The following is a 17,655-nucleotide window of genomic DNA, read 5'->3' on the forward strand; positions in this document are numbered from 1 at the left end:
AAGCCGCCCTTTTTTTTCACCCATGCACTCCGGCCTTATGAGATTCGGGGAAATGGCGCGCCGAAAATGGTGGGGTTCGAGAACCGGAGCGGAATGTACTGAACGTACATGAGCACCGGAAGCGCAGAACCGCGCCATTTGCAGGCCGCCAGAACCCGAATATCAAAGGCCTAGTGGTCCAAAGCCTTGACGATGCTCTCCACCATCTTTTTGGCATCAGCGAAGAGCATCATGGTGTTGTCGCGGAAGAACAGCTCGTTTTCCACGCCAGCATAGCCTGATCCCATGCCGCGCTTGATGAACAGCACCGTACCGGCCTTGTCGACATCAAGGATCGGCATACCGAAAATCGGCGATTGCGGATCAGTTTTCGCTGCCGGATTGGTCACATCATTTGCACCAATCACGAAGGCAACATCAGCCGTCGCAAATTCCGAATTGATGTCTTCAAGCTCGAACACTTCATCATAAGGCACGTTGGCTTCAGCCAGCAGCACGTTCATGTGGCCCGGCATACGACCGGCAACGGGGTGGATTGCATATTTCACTTCCACGCCTTCGGCTTTCAGCTTGTCGGCCATTTCACGCAGCGCGTGCTGTGCCTGTGCCACTGCCATGCCATAGCCCGGCACGATGATGACCTTCGACGCATTCTTCATGATGAAGGCTGCATCGTCAGCGGAACCCTGCTTGACCGGACGCTGTTCGACTTCGCCGCTGCCGCCAGCTGCCACATCACCGCCGAAACCACCCAGAATAACCGAGATGAACGAGCGGTTCATGCCTTTACACATGATGTAGGACAGGATCGCACCGGATGAACCAACCAGCGCACCGGTAATAATCAGCGCCAGATTGCCGAGCGTGAAACCAATGCCTGCCGCAGCCCAGCCCGAATAGGAGTTGAGCATGGAAACGACGACCGGCATATCCGCGCCGCCAATCGGGATGATGATCAGCACGCCAAACACCAGTGCCAAAATGACGATCAGCCAAAACACGAAATGGCTTTCGGTATTGGTCAGAACGGCAATCAGGATCACGATTGCAGCAGCAAGGGCCGCATTGATGACATGACGCCCCGGCAGCATGATCGGCTTGCCCGACATACGGCCATCAAGCTTCAGGAACGCAATGATCGAACCGGTGAAGGTGATTGCACCAATCGCAACACCCAGCGACATTTCGATCAGCGCCTGACCGTGGATCTGTCCCACCTCGCCAATGCCAAAGGAATGCGGTGAGTAAAGGGCTGCGGCAGCCACAAGGACAGCTGCAAGACCAATCAGCGAGTGGAAGGCCGCCACAAGCTGCGGCATCGCGGTCATGGCAATGCGGCGTGCAATCACTGCACCAATACCGCCACCAATGGCGATACCGAGGATAATCAAAACCAGACCGCCAAAGCTTGGACGTGCCAGCAACAGCGTGGTGACGATGGAGATGCCCATACCGACCATACCGTAGGTGTTACCCTGACGGCTGGTGGTTGGGTGCGAAAGGCCACGCAGTGCCAGGATGAACAGAACACCGGAAACCAGATAGAGGAAGGCTGCGAGATTAACGCTCATGATGGCTCAGCCCTCACTTTTCTTTTTTCTTGTACATGGCGAGCATACGCTGGGTAACCAGAAAGCCGCCAAAGATGTTCACGCTTGCAAGGATGAGCGCGATGAAGCCGAAGCCGGTTGCCCAGCCCGAAAGCGAAAGACCGACTGCAAGAAGCGCACCCACCACGATCACCGATGAAATAGCGTTGGTAACAGCCATAAGCGGCGTATGCAGCGCAGGAGTCACCTGCCAGACAACATAGTAGCCGACGAAAATCGACAGAACGAAAATCGCAAGGCGGAAGACAAACGGATCAACCACACCACCGGATGCGGCATGAGCGGCAGCAGCCGCTGCATCACCTAAGCCGCCTGCATTTTCAGCGGCTTGCCTTACGGCATCCGCCGCCTGATTGAGGCTCTCAAGAGCTTTTTCGAGTGCTGTATCGGACATTATGCCTCTCCTCCATCAGCGGAAGTTTTTGCAGCTTTTGCCGGTGTTTTTCGGGTTGTTTTGGCGACAGGTTTTTGAGCCTCGCCTTCGGAAACAGCGGCTTTTGTCTTCGATGCCGCTTTTGGCTTCTCGGCTACAGCCACGGGTGCAGGTTCCACTTCAGCCTTGGCAAACGCCGGATGCACGACTTTGCCCTCGTGGGTCAGAAGTGTTGCCTTTACCAGCTCTTCCTGCGGATCAAACCGGAAAAGCTTTGTTTCCTTATCGACCAGCGTTTCGAGGAATGCATAAAGATTGCGCGCATAAAGCTGCGAGGCAGTGGCTGCAATCCGGCCCGGCACATTGAGATGGCCGACGATCTTCACGCCGTTAACCTCGGCAACCTGACCGGCAACAGCACCTTCAACATTGCCGCCGCGTTCCACTGCCAGATCAACCAGCACTGATCCGGGACGCATGGCCGCAACCATTTCCTTCGTCACAAGACGCGGAGCCGGACGGCCCGGAATAAGTGCGGTCGTAATGACAATATCCTGCTTGGCAATATGATCAGCAACGAGTGCCGCCTGCTTCGCCTGATATTCCTTCGACATTTCCTTGGCATAACCGCCTGAGGTTTCAGCCGTCTTGAATTCCTCATCCTCGACCGCAATGAACTTTGCACCGAGCGAGGCCACCTGCTCTTTTGCGGCAGGCCGAACGTCGGTCGCCGTTACAACCGCACCCAGACGACGCGCGGTCGCAATCGCCTGAAGTCCGGCGACGCCTGCCCCCATGACGAAGACGCGCGCCGCTGGAACAGTGCCAGCTGCCGTCATCATCATCGGCATTGCACGATCATAAGTTTCAGACGCATCAATCACTGCCTGATATCCTGCAAGATTGGCCTGCGATGACAGAACATCCATCACCTGCGCGCGGGTAATGCGCGGCATGAATTCCATCGTAAAAGCGGAAATCCCGGCCTTGCCCAGCGCTGCAACGGCATCTTCATGTCCGTAAGGATCAAGCATCGCGAAAAGGGCTGCGCCCGACCTATACCCTTTGAGTTCCGCATCGTTCGGACGGCGCACTTTCAGGATGACGTCTGCCGCTTTGGCGTCAGCCGCAGTGCCTATGCGCGCGCCAGCGCTCACAAAATCGGCATCGATGATACGCGATTTTTCTCCTGCGCCTTTTTCCACCACGACATCAAATCCAAGCGCGATGAATTTCTTCACCGTCTCGGCAGATGCCGCAACGCGGGGCTCAACGGGATCACTCTCTTTCGGAATGAATATAGTCTGGGCCAACTGGTTTCCCTTTCGTGGCTTGAGACGCACCGATCTAATTGGCATCGGATCGACGCTACACGTGTTAATTTTTTCGCGTACTTTTCCAAAAACAGCTTCACACTTTTCGGGATACGCTCTGATCCGACCTCACAGCCGGGCACAATGCGGGCGTCCCGGAAGAAGCCCTCAAAACTTGAACAGACGACATGCATAAAGCCCCGGTAAAGCGCGTTTTGCACCCATACCAAGGCATTCGATCAAATCGTGCGGATGATTGCTGGTTTAAATCCTTAAAGCAGGAACCAGGCAGCGGCGCAGATCAGAACAAACAGAACGGTCGCGGAGAAGAACCCACCCGCGAAAAAACCGAACGCCATGGAAGCCAGGAGTGCGACAACCGCTACTGTGCCCCATTTAAACATGCCCATGAAACCAGCATAGGTTTTATCATGCTCGGTATAATCCATTGGCGCGCCAAGTTCGGCCGGGGCCGTGTTGTGATGTTCTGCCATTTTTAGTTCCACCCATTGAGATATTTTGTCGAAGTTTAGACAGAATATCCGCAATCTTCAATGCACGACATCACAGTCAAAGGCCATTTAGAGCAACGGCTTCTTCGGTGGGTGTCGTCATCCCTCGTTCCGCATCAAGCGGCTCCGCGATCCAGATAACGTTTATTTTGGAAAATTGCCAGAATTAATTCTTTAAAGAAATTTTCAAAATAAATTTAATAATAAAATGAAATCATCATACATAAACTGGAGATGATCACCGTATCAGACACCCAGCCCAGTATATTTTGCTGTCGGCATAATCGTTAGCGGTCCCACACCATTGGCAATGCTACCAAACATGGCACGGCGTTCGTGCGGCTGCGATTTGAAAAAAGGAAAGCGCACCGCAACGGCATCGCGGATATTGCGAATAGGTGCCGCGCCTAGACCGACCTTGATGCCATACCCTTCATGCTCACGGGCTTCAGCCATAACGGTCGTACCAAAAATACGCTTATAAAACGCCATATGCTCTGGCTTTACCGATGCAAGACATTGATCCGCATCAAAATATTCAGAAGCCATCGCAGCGATGCGCAACGTCACATAGGGGATTGCCGGATATTCACTCAGCAATTCCGGATCCGCCGCAAAGCGTGTTGGATCGACGAAACTCATCCCGCTATTGAGTAGTGGATCAAGAATATCAGGAAAAAGCGCATAACTCGTGCCCCGACGATGGTCAGGCGTGATGTGATGAATACGCAGCGTGCTCACAAGCTGCCCATCAATATGAATGCCAAACACGAAGGCGTGGCTATCGCGGTCGATATCATCGACAATCGATGGCACAGCCGCTTCATGCATTACATTCGCAGTTCGATAGGAACGATAGCGCAGCCGCCCAATCTCCTCGAGATCTTCCGCGTGAACAATGCGTCGATATTCCACTCGATCCAGAAACTGCAATAGCTGCCGCGCGAAATTCGATAGTGGCGGTTGCCCACCGGAGACAGCTTCATTACTCATTCAAATTGCATCCGCACCCCGTCAAATCACTGCGCAGAATAAGGTGCTTTATAAGCGTGTAAAGGTGAAAGATTGAGTTTTTAGCACTTGTCGATGACATAAACTCTCATTGGTTCTTTCTAGCCTTCAATCTCGCATAATCGGCAGTTGTATAAATAAGAAATGGCCGCAAAAGCGGCCATTTTGGAGAGCAATTCGAACTATTCCAGCTCATTAGCCAGCGACTGAAACATGTGGATTGTTTCATCCTTCATCGCAGCGCCATTCACGTTGTAATTTGCATAGGCTGAGGTTTTCACAATTACCACACGCTTGACCGGATTGACGTAGATGAACTGTCCATAAATACCCACGCCCACGAAATCGCCCTGTGGCTCAGCCGGTATCCACCACTGATACCCATAACCATAGGAGACTTTTCCACCGGACATAGGACGACCGGGCATCAAATGGGGAGCATCCGGGGTGACTGAATCATGCACCCACCGGGTCGGTACGATTTGCTCGCCGCGATAATTCCGCCCCTCGTTCATATAAACCAAACCGAAACGCGCAAAATCACGAAGGACAGCATTCAAGCCACCGGCAGCAACAACTTCACCCGTTGAATCAGTCAGCCAATAGGCATCTGCTTCCGCTCCGAGTTTCGACCACAGTCTATCTTGAAAATATTTTTGAATCGGAACGCCTGTGGCACCTTCCAGAACCATTGCCAGAACCTGCGTATCCGCAGATACGTACTGATTGACAGTGCCTTGCGGACGTTCACTCTTTAAATGTGCTGTGAATTCAAAGACAGAACCCGTCAATATTTGGATAATGTAATGAACGATATCCGAATTGAGATCTCCGTAATCTTCATTGAACCCAATGCCAGATGACATTTGAAGTACATTTTTGACCGTAACGCCCTTATAACCACCCTCCGCTAACATCGGCGAATAATCGTCGACTGGTTTATTGAGGTCAATCAAACCATCTCGTACCGCATTCCCAATTAGAAATGATACGAATGATTTGGAGAGCGACATCGCTATAGACTGAGTTTGATCCGTATTTCCACGCGCATACTGCTCGTGAACGATTGCACCATCTTTTAAAACGATGAAGCCAGTCGTGTCGGTTCGTCGAAGCAAGTCGTCAATCTTACGTGTCTCGCCCTTATATTCATAAGTTTCAGGTAGTGTTTTCTCTGCCCTTGGCAGGACACCCACATCAGACGAATGTGGTACGCGAACCGAAGAATATTTCTTATAAAGACTTCGGAAATTTTGATCGATCACACTCGGCTCAAACGTTTGGGCATATTGATAAACGGCCCAATATTCGTGAATCTTTTTCCAGAAAAAAGCCGCCGAGATACCCATCAAAATAAGAATAAAAATTAGAGAATAAATTATTCTGCGCAAATATTTATTCATGTCCTCCCCACATGTCTAAAATTCACAAAACGTCTCTCAAAAAATTTCTAAGAGAATTGGATGATATGATCACATGTTATGCAGAGTTGAAAATCACTATAAAGTGCGGGCTACTTGAGTTATCAATGCCTAAATTAAAGGCCATGTATCGTCTCTATCGATCAGGCAATTGAGTGCCCGATATCGTGAATCAAGGTAGCCTTGGCAGAAGACGTTTTGATTTGGTCACCAGGCATAGGCTTGCCTAAGAGATAGCCCTGAACAAGATCAGCACCGGCCGCCACGCGCACAAGAGCCAATTGCTCTTCAGTTTCAACACCTTCAACTGTAACGGCCAAACCAAGCTCGTGCGATAACTGAGTAACGCCACGAAGCAGCATCAGCGACCGCCGATCTGTCGTAATATCCTGTACGAATGATCGGTCAATCTTTACCTTGGTGAGAGGCAAGCTGTTAAGATAGCTCAAGCTTGAATAGCCAGTACCAAAATCATCCAGAGCAATATTAATTCCGGCATTTTTCAGTCGCTGCAATACAAGCGAAGTTTGGTTACGATCAGCAATGATCGCGCTTTCGGTCACTTCGACCTCAAGCTGCCGCGCCGGAAGACCTGATTTTTGTAACGCATTCGCGATATCGCGCGCTATGTCACTGTTTTTCAAATCGATCGCCGACAAATTTACTGAAACACCGATGCGATCACCCCAAGACATACAGTCGAGACATGCCTGGTTCAGCATGAAACGAGTGATGTTCGTGATGATACCAATCTCTTCAGCAAGCGGGATAAACTCCACCGGAGAGATTGGACCGAGCTCCGAATGTTCCCAACGTGCAAGCGCTTCATAAGCGACAATGCGCAACGATTGTGCACTTACTATTGGTTGGTAGACGACTTTGATCTCGCGGTTTTCAATGGCAAGACGAAGATCGGCCTTCAGTTTCTGCCGTCCACGATACTTCGTATCCATCGCGCCAACGAACTGCGCCCAATGCGTACCTTCAGAGCCTTTTGCTTCATAAAGCGCAAGGTCAGCATTCATGTGCATGCTGGCAACGTCGCATTTTTCGATGCTTTCCGTGGCAACCCCGGCACTGATTTCAATGTGAATTTGATCACCATTCAAATCATAAACACCATTTACGACGGAAAAAACGTGTTCCATCACGGGCGCGACGTCATCGTCTCCCTTCAAATTGAATGCGAACACCACAAATTCATCACCACCGAAACGAGATGCAACGAAACGTTCCGGATCAAGAGAATTCAACCGGTCTGCAAAAAGACGCAGAAACATGTCGCCAACGTGGTGACCAAGCGTATCGTTGACGTGTTTGAAGTGATTGATGTCTATAACAATCAACGCAGCGAGAGAGTCTTGGGGATGATGCGCTCGCACGGAGCGCACCATCGTCTCAAAGTAATTTCTGTTCGGGAGTCCCGTAAGACCATCAAAACGCGCCATATGTTGAATACGCGCTTCAGACTCAACACGCTGCGTCACGTCTTCAAACATCAAAACAACGCCAGCATTCGACGTCTGGTTGCCAACGCATTCAATGTAACGATCATCGGATAATTGTAAAATATCGCGCGACTTCCGACCCGAAATAAGATCCTGCATCCGTGTTCTTATGCTGTTCAAATCATTATGCGGAAACAAGCCCTGTTTCGCACAATAGCGCAGTAAAACTTCCAGCCTGCGCCCCCTAAGTTTCGTATGCTCAGCGATTTTCAGAAGCTCTTTCGTCTTATGATTTATCACCGCTATACGCTGTTGCGCATCAAACATCAGCAAGCCTTGCGGCATGTTATTGAGAGCAGCGTCAAAACGCGTTGCGACAACCGAAAGGCGCCGCTTTCCCATAACCGCCGCAAAAAGAAACTCGCGCAGTCCGTTAGCCATCTGGATATTAGAAAGGAAATACGGAATTAACAGTAAGCCAATCACGACGTGAAAGGGTGTCCCCGCAAGAATAAGTCCAGCCAACACCGGAATAAGGGTGCATGCGGACATCAACATAACGGCTTTTGCAGACGCATAATTTCGTCCAACGATCGAAACGACTGACGCAAGCAGGATCGTCAAACTTGCCAGCTCGGCAAATGAATCGCGCAATACATAGCTTGAGAAGAAACAAAGCATTCCAAGCGTAGCGCAAACCAATGAAGCGCCGACCAAATATCGTGCTTCCCATTTGTCTAAATCAGCGTGAGATAAATTACCAAGTTTAGCCTGGTCAAATTTATGCATGTCGTAGAGACGACCAAGAGCAACAATCGTGAAAAAACCGGCAAAGCCCAAAAAGCGCCAGTCAGCGGTTTTTACATATATGACGACGCATGCCACCACATGGGCAAGCAAACCAAACCATAATGTCGTCCGATTGCCGTAAAGCGAACGCAAAAACGACAGTCGTACATCAACAGGCATCTCTGGTTGAAGGCTATGCCACATCTTTTTGATTGTACCCCTTTCAGAGGGGAATATGCCACTAATCACTTAAAAATACGTTTCGCCAAACTAAACCACAAGCTGTTATTGAAACAATCAAAAGATGTATTTTGCTTTTAAAGACTTTGATAAATATCGACAAGGTAAAATTGAGAATACAACCTTGACGCTTACTTTCGGAAATTTTTTAGTACAATCAAATTCTGATAGAATAAAAAGTAAAAATGCTCCATTTCATATAGATTAGGAAAATCCTCCGATATTAGGCCGAAAAGCGGATATAGCCGCTATTTCTAGTATGGTTTTCGACATAATGATCGAGAAATATAAAATTACCGCAGCCGCTGCCATTATCAGAAACGAGCTAACCGTTTTTTTAACTCACAAACAAAGACCACCAGCGATTGTAAGCGCAGAGCCTGTTTTGTACGCTGGTATACGAAGCAAACAGAAGCACGTCACCATCAATGAGCTTTATTGCTCCAAACTGCTTCATCGGATGAAAGCTTTTTTAAGTGAAGCGCCACCGGTCCACCAAGATATTGCACGTTGATTCGTGTCGGGAACCACCCGGCGCGATAGTATTCACACGAAGACCACAGGATGCAAACTTAAGCACCAATTCACGCGTCATTTTGCTGACACGGGCCTTCGACATGGCATCGGCAGCAGCGCTTTTTTGCGCTCGCTCCGCAAGAATGCTCGTCGTGTTAAAGATCACTCCCCCAGCTGCCACGACTAATCATAGGTTTTGCAACATCCTGCGACGAAGAAAAATTGATTATCGGTCATTTGCCCACCCCAAAACGCCAATCTAAGCAGTTGATTTGGAGCAGCATAAACTTTGCGTGCAAAGGGGCGTCAGCAAAAACCCACCACAACAACACTATATTTTACATGCAGATTGCGCCGCGATCACCGACGTATTAACTAATTCAACATCAGAAGCCTCCGCTGGAATCCTCTCGACTATGTCAAAACATCCTCGCCCGCTCATCGCCGTCCCCACCGATGTTAAGCCTTTTGAAAACTACGTCTGGCACTCGGCTCCTGAACAGTATCTGGCCGCAGCAATTGATGTTGCAGAAGTCACACCGCTTCTCGTTCCAAGTTTTGGCGACAAGATCGATATTGACGCAATCCTTGATGGCGTGGATGGCTTGCTGGTGACGGGAGCAAAATCAAACGTCAATCCAGAGCTTTATGGCGTAGAGCAAAGTGCGGCTTTCGAGCCATATGACAATGCGCGTGATGCGACATCGCTCCCACTCATCCGAGCGGCAGTCGACAAGGGCGTCCCCGTGCTAGCAATTTGCCGTGGCATTCAGGAGCTAAATGTTGCGCTGGGCGGCACGCTGGCCACCGAAATTCAGGAACTGGAAGGTCGCATGGACCATCGCGCGCCGGAATCAGACAGCCAGGCCGAACGATTTGCCATTCAGCATCCGATCAAGATCGCGCCAAACTCCTGTCTTGCAGAAATTCTCAAGTCCGACAGCGTGAAGGTCAACTCCGTTCACCGTCAGGCAATTGACAAGCTCGCCCCAATGCTGGCTGTCGAAGCCACCGCTGAAGACGGCACAATTGAAGCCGTCTCTGTCAAAAATGCAAAGGGCTTTGTCGTAGGCGTTCAGTGGCACCCGGAATATTGGGTCCAAACCGATGCACCTTCCCGCAAGATTTTCGAGGCTTTTGGTGAAGCTGTGCGCGCGCACAAGGCACAGCGCACAGCGTAAACCAATATCAGGCCTTCTTCAGGTTCGCGGTTTCCGGCACGGGCGTCAGTGCTTCGCCCTTGTCGAACCATGAAATCAGATTGTCGATCACGAGATCGGCCATGCCCTGACGGGTCTGTTCCGATGCCGAGCCAATATGTGGTAGCAAAACTGTATTTGGCGCATCAAGAAGCGCCTGCGGCACATTCGGTTCATTGGCGAAAACATCAAGACCAGCAGCGGCAATCGTGCCGTTCTTCAACGCCTCTGCAAGTGCCGCTTCATCCACGACTGAACCGCGGCCAATATTGATTAAAACGCCTTCAGAACCGAGTGCGCTTAAAACTTCCGCATTAACTGCTTTTTCTGTTTCCGCACCACCGGGCGCCACAAGAATAAGCGTATCGACCGCCTTCGCCAGTTCAAGCAGACTTGGATAATAGGTATAGCTTACATCATCAGCCTTGCGGCGATTGTGATAGGAAATCGGCAAGCCAAACGCTTCAATGCGATGGGCAACGGCTTTACCAATACGGCCAAGGCCGAAAATACCGACCTTACGGCCCCGCAACGACAGTTTTGAGAGCGGATAGCGGCCCTGCTTGACCCACTCACCAGAACGCAGAAACGCCTGCGATTTTGACAATTCGCGAACCGTATCGATCAGCAGACCAATCGTCGTATCGGCCACTTCGTCGGTCAGAACGTCCGGTGTATTTGTGACCATGACGCTTTTGGTGGCCGCATGTTTTGCATCAACCGCATCATAACCAACGCCGAAATTGCCAATGATTTCAAGGTTTGGCAGCGCATCAATCAGTCCAGCATTTACCGTCGACATGCTCGCAATGCCTTTAACATCACCAGCCCAGCTTGCTTCAACCAGCGCCGCATCTCCCTTGGGAATGCGCTTGACCTTGAACTCGCCCGACAGCCGCTGCACGGCATATTCGTTGAAATTACCGAGCACCAGAATGGTCGCTTCACGTTGGGTCATGCCAGCTTCCTTATGTTCATGCAAAAATAAAGCGAGCCAGGCAAATGGCTCGCTTATTGAAGAGAAATTCAAAGATTTTTCGGCTTGGATGTAGATTGTCGAATATGTAGTTCCGGCTTGATCAGTTCCTGATCATGCGAAACCTCTACGCCATTTAATTGATCAAGCAGCGCGCGAGCCGCACGGCGACCCACCTCGCGCTGACCGTTCCAAACGGTTGTCAGCGCAGGCGTCGCAATCGCTGCTTCTTCCAGATCGTCATAACCTGTCACGGAAATATCTTCGCCCGGCACAAGTCCAGCGCGCGCAATACCATTCATCAGACCAATGGCAGAAAGGTCATTCCAGCAGACCGCTGCCGTTGGTTTGTCTTTCAGAGCCAGAAACTGAGGAGCAACTTCAAACCCCGCCTGCTTGGTACGCGGGCCGGCAATGCGCCATTCCGGCTTTACTTCCAGCCCAGCCTTCTGCATGGCCTGCAAATAGCCCTGATAACGATCGCGACCTGTCGAGGTCTGGTCGGTACCACCGATCATCGCAATGCGCGTATGACCAAGCGAAATCAGATGATTGGTGGCAAGGCCAATACCATAAGCATCGTCGCCACGGAAAACCGGCGCATGAACGCCATCCACATCACGTGCAATCAACACAACCGGCAAGCCATTATCTTCGGCCAGCTGAATGTCTTCTGGCGGCGTACCAATGGCTGGCGACATAATCACGCCGTCGGCACCGAGCTGCAGCAGCGTGTCCATAAACGTGCGTTGCTTTTCGAGCTGATCATAATGGTTGGACAGAATGAAAGTCTGGCGCGACCGATCCAGTTCCGTTTCAATGGAACGCAAAATTTCAGCAAAGAACGGGTTCATGATGTCATGCACCACGACACCGACAATACCGGAACGTGACGTGCGCAGACTGGCAGCACGCCGGTTATAAATATAACCAATGGCGCGGGCGTGCTCTTTAATTTTCTCACGGGTTTGGTCCGCGACAAGCGGGCTGTCGCGCAATGCCAGCGAAACGGTAGCAGTCGAAACACCAAGCGCATCTGCGATGGTCGATAGCTTGATTTTCTGAGCCAAGTCGCCTCCCCGAAATGATCTTGCATCAATCACAACGGGAATCGCTTCAGATCATTTCAAAGAGAGAAGCGGCAATCCCATTTCAATTGGTTATGCCATTGCAATCATTGAATTGAAAGTTTTTTCAGCGCCGCGTTATGGCCTTACACTCATTCCACATCGTCATCATCAACAACTTCCTTGTCCAACTCGTCGGACAAGCGCATAGCACCCCGTTCATTGAGGTTGTTCTCCATGCGGCCAAGCATCTTGAGGAAAGCCTTGCGCTCTTTCTTATCGAGGCCTTTGAGCATGTCCTTTTCGGTCTTCTTAATCGACTTCTCAATGATCTTGATGGCTTCGATGCCCTGCGGTGTCAAATAGACATGCGACTGACGCTGATCGGTGTCAGACGCCCGCTTGACAACAAAACCCTGACTTTGCAGTCGCGTGATGGTTTTTGTGATAGTTGGCGGACGCACACCGAGACGCTGCGCTAAAACACCAGGCGGCAAACCATCTTCGGATGCCAGTTGCAGCATCACTGCATCCTGTCCGGCATAAAGCCCCAATTCGAGAAGACGTGTGGCAAGCACTGTCCGTGTGAGCCTTGCTACCGATTGCATCCGGTAGAGCATCACTGCCTTGTTGTCCTTGCTCATCGCCACCTCACCCTTGGTCAACCGACTAATAAAGTGCAATTTATAGTAAGATATTGTCTGACATATGAAGCCGCAAGCACCAGCAACATGTTAAGGTAAATATTGCAGCTGCAAAGTAACTTTGCCGCAGCAAATAAATTTTCGCGGCTAACATTGCACGTCTTTAGCACATGCGAAACGCAAATGTCGGAATCTGACCAATGGTTGCTGTTTTAATCGATCAACATTAGGCTCATGCCCGATAGTTTAAGAATATTCAGCTTGGAGAAAAACATGACCGACCTGCGCGACCAGAACAGCGACATGATTGTCGTCCTGCCACTTGGCGCTCACGAACAGCATGGTCCTCACCTGCCCTTTGAAACGGATACGATTATCGTTGAAGGCATTGTTGCGCGTGTCAACGAAGCACTGCCCGCTAATCTCAATGTCAATTTTCTGCCCGCACAGCCAGTCGGCTATTCCATCGAACATATGGATGTGGAAGGCACGCAAAGCCTCGCCTTTTCGGAAGCGGTCAATCAATGGATCGGTATGGGCGAAAACCTCCATGCAGGCGGCATTCGCAAGCTTGTGATGCTCAATGCGCATGGTGGCAATTCACCACTCATGACAATCGTTGCAACCGAACTGCGCACCCGCCTCGATATGCTGGCGGTTGCGACAAGCTGGACGCGTTTCGGGCTGCCTGAAGGACTGATCACACCAGAAGACAAAGCGCTCGATATTCATGGCGGCTTCATTGAAACATCGGTGATGCTGGCATTACGGCCCGATCTGGTCGATATGTCAAAGGCTCAAAACTTCCCAAGCAAACAATCCGACTTCGCAAAAGAGTTCAAACATTTGCGCGCCTATGGCCCGCATGCTTTCGGTTGGAAAATGCACGATCTCAACGCGCAAGGCGTTGCGGGCAACGCCAGCGCTGCAACTGCCGAAGCGGGTGAGAAAATCCTCGCCCACGCCGTTGCGGGCTTCCTCGAACTTTTGCAGGATGTGGATCAATTTGACCTTGCCCGCTTTACGCCGGACGTGTTGGCAAGAACGTGATTGGAGCGGGTGTTATAATATAGCATTGCATATAGCATTACCGGATACCTTCCCTTATATGAAATATCCGATCTGAAGCCTGACTGGTGCGCATCTGCGCGACCATAAAAAGGCAGCAACGCAAGAGGCATGAACAATGAGCCAGGCTGAAGCCCAAACTGAGGGCAAGTTGACCACAGAAGCAGCCCGCATTCCCGTTACCGTTCTGACCGGATATCTGGGCTCGGGTAAAACCACGCTTCTCAACCGCATTCTGACCGAAAATCACGGCAAGCGTTATGCGGTCATCGTCAATGAATTTGGCGAGATCGGTATCGACAACGATTTGATCGTCGAGTCAGACGAAGAAATCTACGAAATGAACAATGGCTGCATTTGCTGCACGGTGCGCGGTGATTTGATTCGCGTTGTGCAGGGCCTGATGCGCCGTCCGGGTCGTTTTGATGCGATCATCGTTGAAACTACTGGCCTTGCTGATCCGGTTCCAGTTGCGCAGACCTTCTTCATGGATGACGATGTACGCGCTAAGACAGTTCTCGATGCCGTTGTTGCCCTCGTCGATGCCAAGCATCTTCCACTGCGCCTGAAAGACAGCCGCGAAGCCGAAGACCAGATCGCATTTGCTGACGTGGTGCTGATCAACAAGACTGATCTTGTCACACCGGAAGAACTGGCAGCTGTTGAAGCAACAGTTCGCGCGATCAATCCGCATGCCATCATTCACCGTACCGAACGTTCGGCCATTCCGCTTGATCGCGTGCTTGATCGCGGTGCCTTTGATTTGAAGCGCGCGCTCGAAAACGATCCGCACTTCCTCGACCACGACCATCCGGATCATGTTTGTGGCCCTGATTGTGACCACGATCACGGGCATGATCATCACCATCATCATGGGCACGATCATGACCATACATGCGGCCCGGACTGCAATCATGACCATGGGCATGAACATGGCCACGACCACCATCATCACGACCATGCATCGCCGATCCATGATGTGACTGTAACTTCTGTTTCGCTACGTTTGGGTGAAGTCGACCCGGCGAAATTCTTCCCATGGATTCAGAATATCACCCAGACACAGGGTCCAAATATTCTGCGTCTTAAGGGCATCATCGCGTTTAAAGACGACCCGGACCGCTACGTTGTTCAGGGCGTGCACATGATCATCGAAGGTGATCACCAGCGCGCATGGAAACCAGAAGAAAAGCATGAAAGCCGTCTGGTCTTTATCGGACGTGAACTGGATGCGGCTGAACTCAAAGCTGGCTTTGAGAACTGCCAAGCCCAGTAAACTTAGCAAAGTAAAATTGGACACTGATGCCTACAGTTGCCCCACTCGACCTTCACGGTCATTGCCTTTACGCCCGTTTTATCAACGGCGTTCCGTTCTTTGCTCTGGCCGATGGAACCATCCATCGGCTGGATAACGGCCACCAGACCAGCGAAGCACATGACGGTTTACTGAGTGCAACGCTGTCCTTTGACGGCAAATCGCTGCTCACCGGTGGCGAGGATGGTCGTGTCTGCCAAACTGCATCGGATGGCACAGTCAAAGAGCTTGCCAAAGTTCCGCGCAAATGGATGACAGCAATTGCGAGCGGCCCAAGCGGCACTGTTGCTTTCGCCTCAAGCCGCTCGGCATGGGTGCGCACATCCAACGGCAAAGTGCAGGAATATCCGCAGGAGCGCAGCGTTGAAGGCATTGCTTTCGCGCCAAAAGGCCAGCGTCTGGCAATTGCGCGCTATAATGGTGCAACGCTGATCTGGACCGGCACGGAAACAAAGCCTGTGGAGTTGGAATGGAAAGGCGCACATATCGGGGCAATCTTCTCGCCCGATGGCCGTTTCCTGATCACATCGATGCAGGAAAACGCACTGCATGGCTGGCGATTGGAAGATAACAAGCACATGCGCATGACCGGCTATCCGGCCAAGGTTAAGGATTGGTCTTGGAGCGCGAAAGCCAAGTGGCTTGCAACCTCCGGCGCACCAGCGGCAATCGTCTGGCCATTTGCTGGCAAAGACGGCCCGATGGGCAAGGCACCTCTGGAACTGGGGCTTCGCGGCGACAGCATGGTCACATCCGTCGCCTGTCACCCAGTCGAAGATATCACCGCCATTGGTTATAATGACGGCATGGTGCTTCTCGTGCGCTTTGAAGACCAGAAGGAAGTTCTTCTGCGTCGTCCCGGTAAGGGTTCCATCACCAGCATGGGCTGGGACAATCACGGAACACGTCTTGCCTTCGGCTCTGAAACGGGCGACTGCGGCGTCATCGATATGACAACCACCTGACCAAACAGTCAAACAAAAGGCCCCGATTGGGGCCTTTTGATCACTTCGCTTTCATCGTGACCGTTGGCCCGCCATCGGGACCAAGGGAAGCCACCCATTGGCTGATAGCCGACGCATCCTTGTCGCCAAGCATATGATCTGCCTCGATCATACGGGCATCAACCTTCGCCCCACCAGCACGCAACAGTGCCGAGAGAGCCGGTGCGAATGGCGAGTAAAGCTTATCTTCCTGTCCGGTAATCGTCAGCACGCGCGTCTTGCCGAGATTGGCAACCGATACATTATCCAGAACCGGCATTGAGCGCATCAACACGGCACGCTTCACTAAGTCTGGGTGCAGCATCATGGTTGCTGCCAGCAGATTTGCGCCATTCGAATAGCCAACGAATGTCGCATGTGGCAGGTCAAGATCCTTCTCGTCAGCAAGGCGCGTGAGGAAAGTCACAAACGCATTGGCTTCAAGCTTCACATCTTTCTGGTCAAATTTGACAGGCGTAATGCGCTTATACCAGCGCGTACCACCATCCTGCATCACGCGACCGCGGACACCGAGAAGCGTTGCACGTGGCCAGATTTTTGATGCCATCGGAACGAGGCTGGTTTCATTGCCACCTGAACCGTGCAGCAAGACAATCAACTCGTTTGACGCGTTTTCAGGCTTATAAAAACGATAGATGAACCGCTTGCTACGCGAGAAATTCTGCTCCGGCGTCGTTTCAACATCCATTTTCTTGTCACGCATTGTTACGCCCTCACCCAGCCGGGGAGTGCCAGTTTCATCTTTCATAGAAGCAGAGATGCCGTTTAACGCCATGCCTTGTGACTTGCTCACAACCTTAACCGGCATGAGTTCACCCTCTGCAAAAGCAGTGGTTGTTGTTGCTGCGAGCGCCATCATTATGGCGGCTATAAACGTCTTCTTTACCATAAGAACAATTTGCCACTTATATGTTAACGAAGGTTTTAAGGCAGCCCCCCGGATCTGATTGAGACCCGTGCCAATTCAATTTACGCGGTGCTCTTAACAGCAGAGATTGAGCAAGAATGTGACGAAAACACGCAAAATTACAATCTGTTACATTACTGTTACACTTAATTTTGCCTATCAATATCGTGTGAGGCATAATTGAATGGCAAAAAAATCATTCTTTTGACGTGTTTAGAGCGAAAACTGCCCTAGCTTTAAAA

At 51.0% G+C, this 17,655-nt stretch carries 17 protein-coding genes; 5 read left to right on the forward strand and 12 right to left on the reverse strand.

The annotated features are described in order from the left end of the window. Nucleotides 1–170 precede the first annotated feature (170 nt). From U2P60_RS18200 to U2P60_RS18230, 7 genes are all read right to left on the reverse strand, one after another. Entirely contained in the window at nt 171–1,571 is a 1,401-nt protein-coding gene (locus U2P60_RS18200) for an NAD(P)(+) transhydrogenase (Re/Si-specific) subunit beta (RefSeq protein WP_413573626.1), read from the reverse strand. 13 nt (nt 1,572–1,584) lie between these two features. Beyond that, entirely contained in the window at nt 1,585–2,004 is a 420-nt protein-coding gene (locus tag U2P60_RS18205; RefSeq protein WP_007876330.1) for an NAD(P) transhydrogenase subunit alpha, read from the reverse strand. After that, nucleotides 2,004–3,296 (reverse strand): Re/Si-specific NAD(P)(+) transhydrogenase subunit alpha, encoded by a 1,293-nt coding sequence (locus U2P60_RS18210; RefSeq protein WP_413573629.1) that lies wholly within the window; start codon nt 3,294–3,296, stop codon nt 2,004–2,006. Before U2P60_RS18210 ends, U2P60_RS18205 begins: the two co-directional genes overlap by 1 nt. A gap of 272 nt (nt 3,297–3,568) precedes the next feature. Beyond that, nucleotides 3,569–3,790: an aa3-type cytochrome c oxidase subunit IV gene (locus tag U2P60_RS18215; protein WP_250038640.1), complete on the reverse strand. Its 222-nt coding sequence runs from the start codon at nt 3,788–3,790 to the stop codon at nt 3,569–3,571. A 264-nt stretch (nt 3,791–4,054) separates the two neighbouring features. Continuing rightward, nucleotides 4,055–4,801: an N-acyl amino acid synthase FeeM domain-containing protein gene (locus tag U2P60_RS18220; RefSeq protein ID WP_313827019.1), complete on the reverse strand. Its 747-nt coding sequence runs from the start codon at nt 4,799–4,801 to the stop codon at nt 4,055–4,057. A gap of 200 nt (nt 4,802–5,001) precedes the next feature. Further along, entirely contained in the window at nt 5,002–6,168 is a 1,167-nt protein-coding gene (locus U2P60_RS18225) for a serine hydrolase domain-containing protein (RefSeq protein WP_413573866.1), read from the reverse strand. A 215-nt stretch (nt 6,169–6,383) separates the two neighbouring features. Next, the gene (locus U2P60_RS18230) at nt 6,384–8,681 is read right to left on the reverse strand and encodes a putative bifunctional diguanylate cyclase/phosphodiesterase (RefSeq protein ID WP_413573631.1); all 2,298 of its coding nucleotides are present in this window, start codon (nt 8,679–8,681) and stop codon (nt 6,384–6,386) included. Nucleotides 8,682–8,991: 310 nt separating this feature from the next. Here U2P60_RS18230 and U2P60_RS18235 point away from each other — a divergent pair, with 310 nt between their 5' ends. Then, nucleotides 8,992–9,231: a hypothetical protein gene (locus U2P60_RS18235; RefSeq protein ID WP_413573877.1), complete on the forward strand. Its 240-nt coding sequence runs from the start codon at nt 8,992–8,994 to the stop codon at nt 9,229–9,231. On the opposite strand, the gene U2P60_RS18240 is transcribed toward U2P60_RS18235, so the two are convergent. After that, nucleotides 9,190–9,414 carry an SDR family oxidoreductase gene (locus U2P60_RS18240; RefSeq protein ID WP_413573633.1) on the reverse strand — a complete coding sequence of 75 codons (225 nt, stop codon included), beginning with the start codon at nt 9,412–9,414 and terminating at the stop codon, nt 9,190–9,192. The two genes, U2P60_RS18235 and U2P60_RS18240, sit on opposite strands and share 42 nt — an antisense overlap. Before the next feature lie 235 nt (nt 9,415–9,649). Between U2P60_RS18240 and U2P60_RS18245 the strand changes: the two genes are divergently transcribed. Further along, nucleotides 9,650–10,414, forward strand: coding sequence for a gamma-glutamyl-gamma-aminobutyrate hydrolase family protein (locus U2P60_RS18245; protein WP_413573634.1), 765 nt, complete (start codon nt 9,650–9,652; stop codon nt 10,412–10,414). A gap of 7 nt (nt 10,415–10,421) precedes the next feature. Here the strand turns inward: U2P60_RS18245 and U2P60_RS18250 are convergent, their stop codons facing one another. The 3 genes from U2P60_RS18250 to U2P60_RS18260 all read right to left on the reverse strand — a co-directional run bounded on the left by U2P60_RS18250 (nt 10,422) and on the right by U2P60_RS18260 (nt 13,119). Further along, entirely contained in the window at nt 10,422–11,390 is a 969-nt protein-coding gene (locus U2P60_RS18250) for a 2-hydroxyacid dehydrogenase (protein ID WP_413573636.1), read from the reverse strand. Nucleotides 11,391–11,458: 68 nt separating this feature from the next. Next, nucleotides 11,459–12,478, reverse strand: coding sequence for a LacI family DNA-binding transcriptional regulator (locus tag U2P60_RS18255; RefSeq protein ID WP_250038635.1), 1,020 nt, complete (start codon nt 12,476–12,478; stop codon nt 11,459–11,461). Between the two features lie 149 nt (nt 12,479–12,627). After that, nucleotides 12,628–13,119 (reverse strand): MarR family winged helix-turn-helix transcriptional regulator, encoded by a 492-nt coding sequence (locus U2P60_RS18260; RefSeq protein WP_313827023.1) that lies wholly within the window; start codon nt 13,117–13,119, stop codon nt 12,628–12,630. A gap of 273 nt (nt 13,120–13,392) precedes the next feature. Here U2P60_RS18260 and U2P60_RS18265 point away from each other — a divergent pair, with 273 nt between their 5' ends. The 3 genes from U2P60_RS18265 to U2P60_RS18275 all read left to right on the forward strand — a co-directional run bounded on the left by U2P60_RS18265 (nt 13,393) and on the right by U2P60_RS18275 (nt 16,467). Next, nucleotides 13,393–14,169 (forward strand): creatininase family protein, encoded by a 777-nt coding sequence (locus U2P60_RS18265; RefSeq protein WP_413573638.1) that lies wholly within the window; start codon nt 13,393–13,395, stop codon nt 14,167–14,169. Nucleotides 14,170–14,305: 136 nt separating this feature from the next. Beyond that, on the forward strand, nt 14,306–15,463 hold the full coding sequence (locus tag U2P60_RS18270) for a CobW family GTP-binding protein (protein ID WP_413573640.1): 1,158 nt from the start codon (nt 14,306–14,308) through the stop codon (nt 15,461–15,463). Between the two features lie 26 nt (nt 15,464–15,489). Continuing rightward, nucleotides 15,490–16,467: a WD40 repeat domain-containing protein gene (locus U2P60_RS18275; RefSeq protein WP_413573642.1), complete on the forward strand. Its 978-nt coding sequence runs from the start codon at nt 15,490–15,492 to the stop codon at nt 16,465–16,467. Nucleotides 16,468–16,507: 40 nt separating this feature from the next. Here U2P60_RS18275 and U2P60_RS18280 read toward each other — a convergent pair whose 3' ends face one another. Continuing rightward, complete coding sequence (locus tag U2P60_RS18280) at nt 16,508–17,365, reverse strand: alpha/beta hydrolase (protein ID WP_413573867.1); 858 nt, start codon at nt 17,363–17,365, stop codon at nt 16,508–16,510. Nucleotides 17,366–17,655 lie beyond the last annotated feature (290 nt).

Source organism: Brucella sp. H1_1004, assembly GCF_047308065.1.
GTDB lineage: Bacteria > Pseudomonadota > Alphaproteobacteria > Rhizobiales > Rhizobiaceae > Brucella > Brucella pseudogrignonensis_B.

Excerpts from the sequence above, each read along its gene's own strand:
- U2P60_RS18200 (WP_413573626.1), bottom strand. The coding sequence starts at position 1,571 with ATGAGCGTTAATCTCGCAGCCTTCCTCTATCTGGTTTCCGGTGTTCTG.
- U2P60_RS18205 (WP_007876330.1), bottom strand. The coding sequence starts at position 2,004 with ATGTCCGATACAGCACTCGAAAAAGCTCTTGAGAGCCTCAATCAGGCG.
- U2P60_RS18215 (WP_250038640.1), bottom strand. The coding sequence starts at position 3,790 with ATGGCAGAACATCACAACACGGCCCCGGCCGAACTTGGCGCGCCAATG.
- U2P60_RS18220 (WP_313827019.1), bottom strand. The coding sequence starts at position 4,801 with ATGAGTAATGAAGCTGTCTCCGGTGGGCAACCGCCACTATCGAATTTC.
- U2P60_RS18225 (WP_413573866.1), bottom strand. The coding sequence starts at position 6,168 with ATGGGTATCTCGGCGGCTTTTTTCTGGAAAAAGATTCACGAATATTGG.
- U2P60_RS18230 (WP_413573631.1), bottom strand. The coding sequence starts at position 8,681 with ATGTGGCATAGCCTTCAACCAGAGATGCCTGTTGATGTACGACTGTCG.
- U2P60_RS18235 (WP_413573877.1), top strand. The coding sequence starts at position 8,992 with ATGATCGAGAAATATAAAATTACCGCAGCCGCTGCCATTATCAGAAAC.
- U2P60_RS18245 (WP_413573634.1), top strand. The coding sequence starts at position 9,650 with ATGTCAAAACATCCTCGCCCGCTCATCGCCGTCCCCACCGATGTTAAG.
- U2P60_RS18250 (WP_413573636.1), bottom strand. The coding sequence starts at position 11,390 with ATGACCCAACGTGAAGCGACCATTCTGGTGCTCGGTAATTTCAACGAA.
- U2P60_RS18260 (WP_313827023.1), bottom strand. The coding sequence starts at position 13,119 with ATGAGCAAGGACAACAAGGCAGTGATGCTCTACCGGATGCAATCGGTA.
- U2P60_RS18265 (WP_413573638.1), top strand. The coding sequence starts at position 13,393 with ATGACCGACCTGCGCGACCAGAACAGCGACATGATTGTCGTCCTGCCA.
- U2P60_RS18270 (WP_413573640.1), top strand. The coding sequence starts at position 14,306 with ATGAGCCAGGCTGAAGCCCAAACTGAGGGCAAGTTGACCACAGAAGCA.
- U2P60_RS18275 (WP_413573642.1), top strand. The coding sequence starts at position 15,490 with ATGCCTACAGTTGCCCCACTCGACCTTCACGGTCATTGCCTTTACGCC.
- U2P60_RS18280 (WP_413573867.1), bottom strand. The coding sequence starts at position 17,365 with ATGATGGCGCTCGCAGCAACAACAACCACTGCTTTTGCAGAGGGTGAA.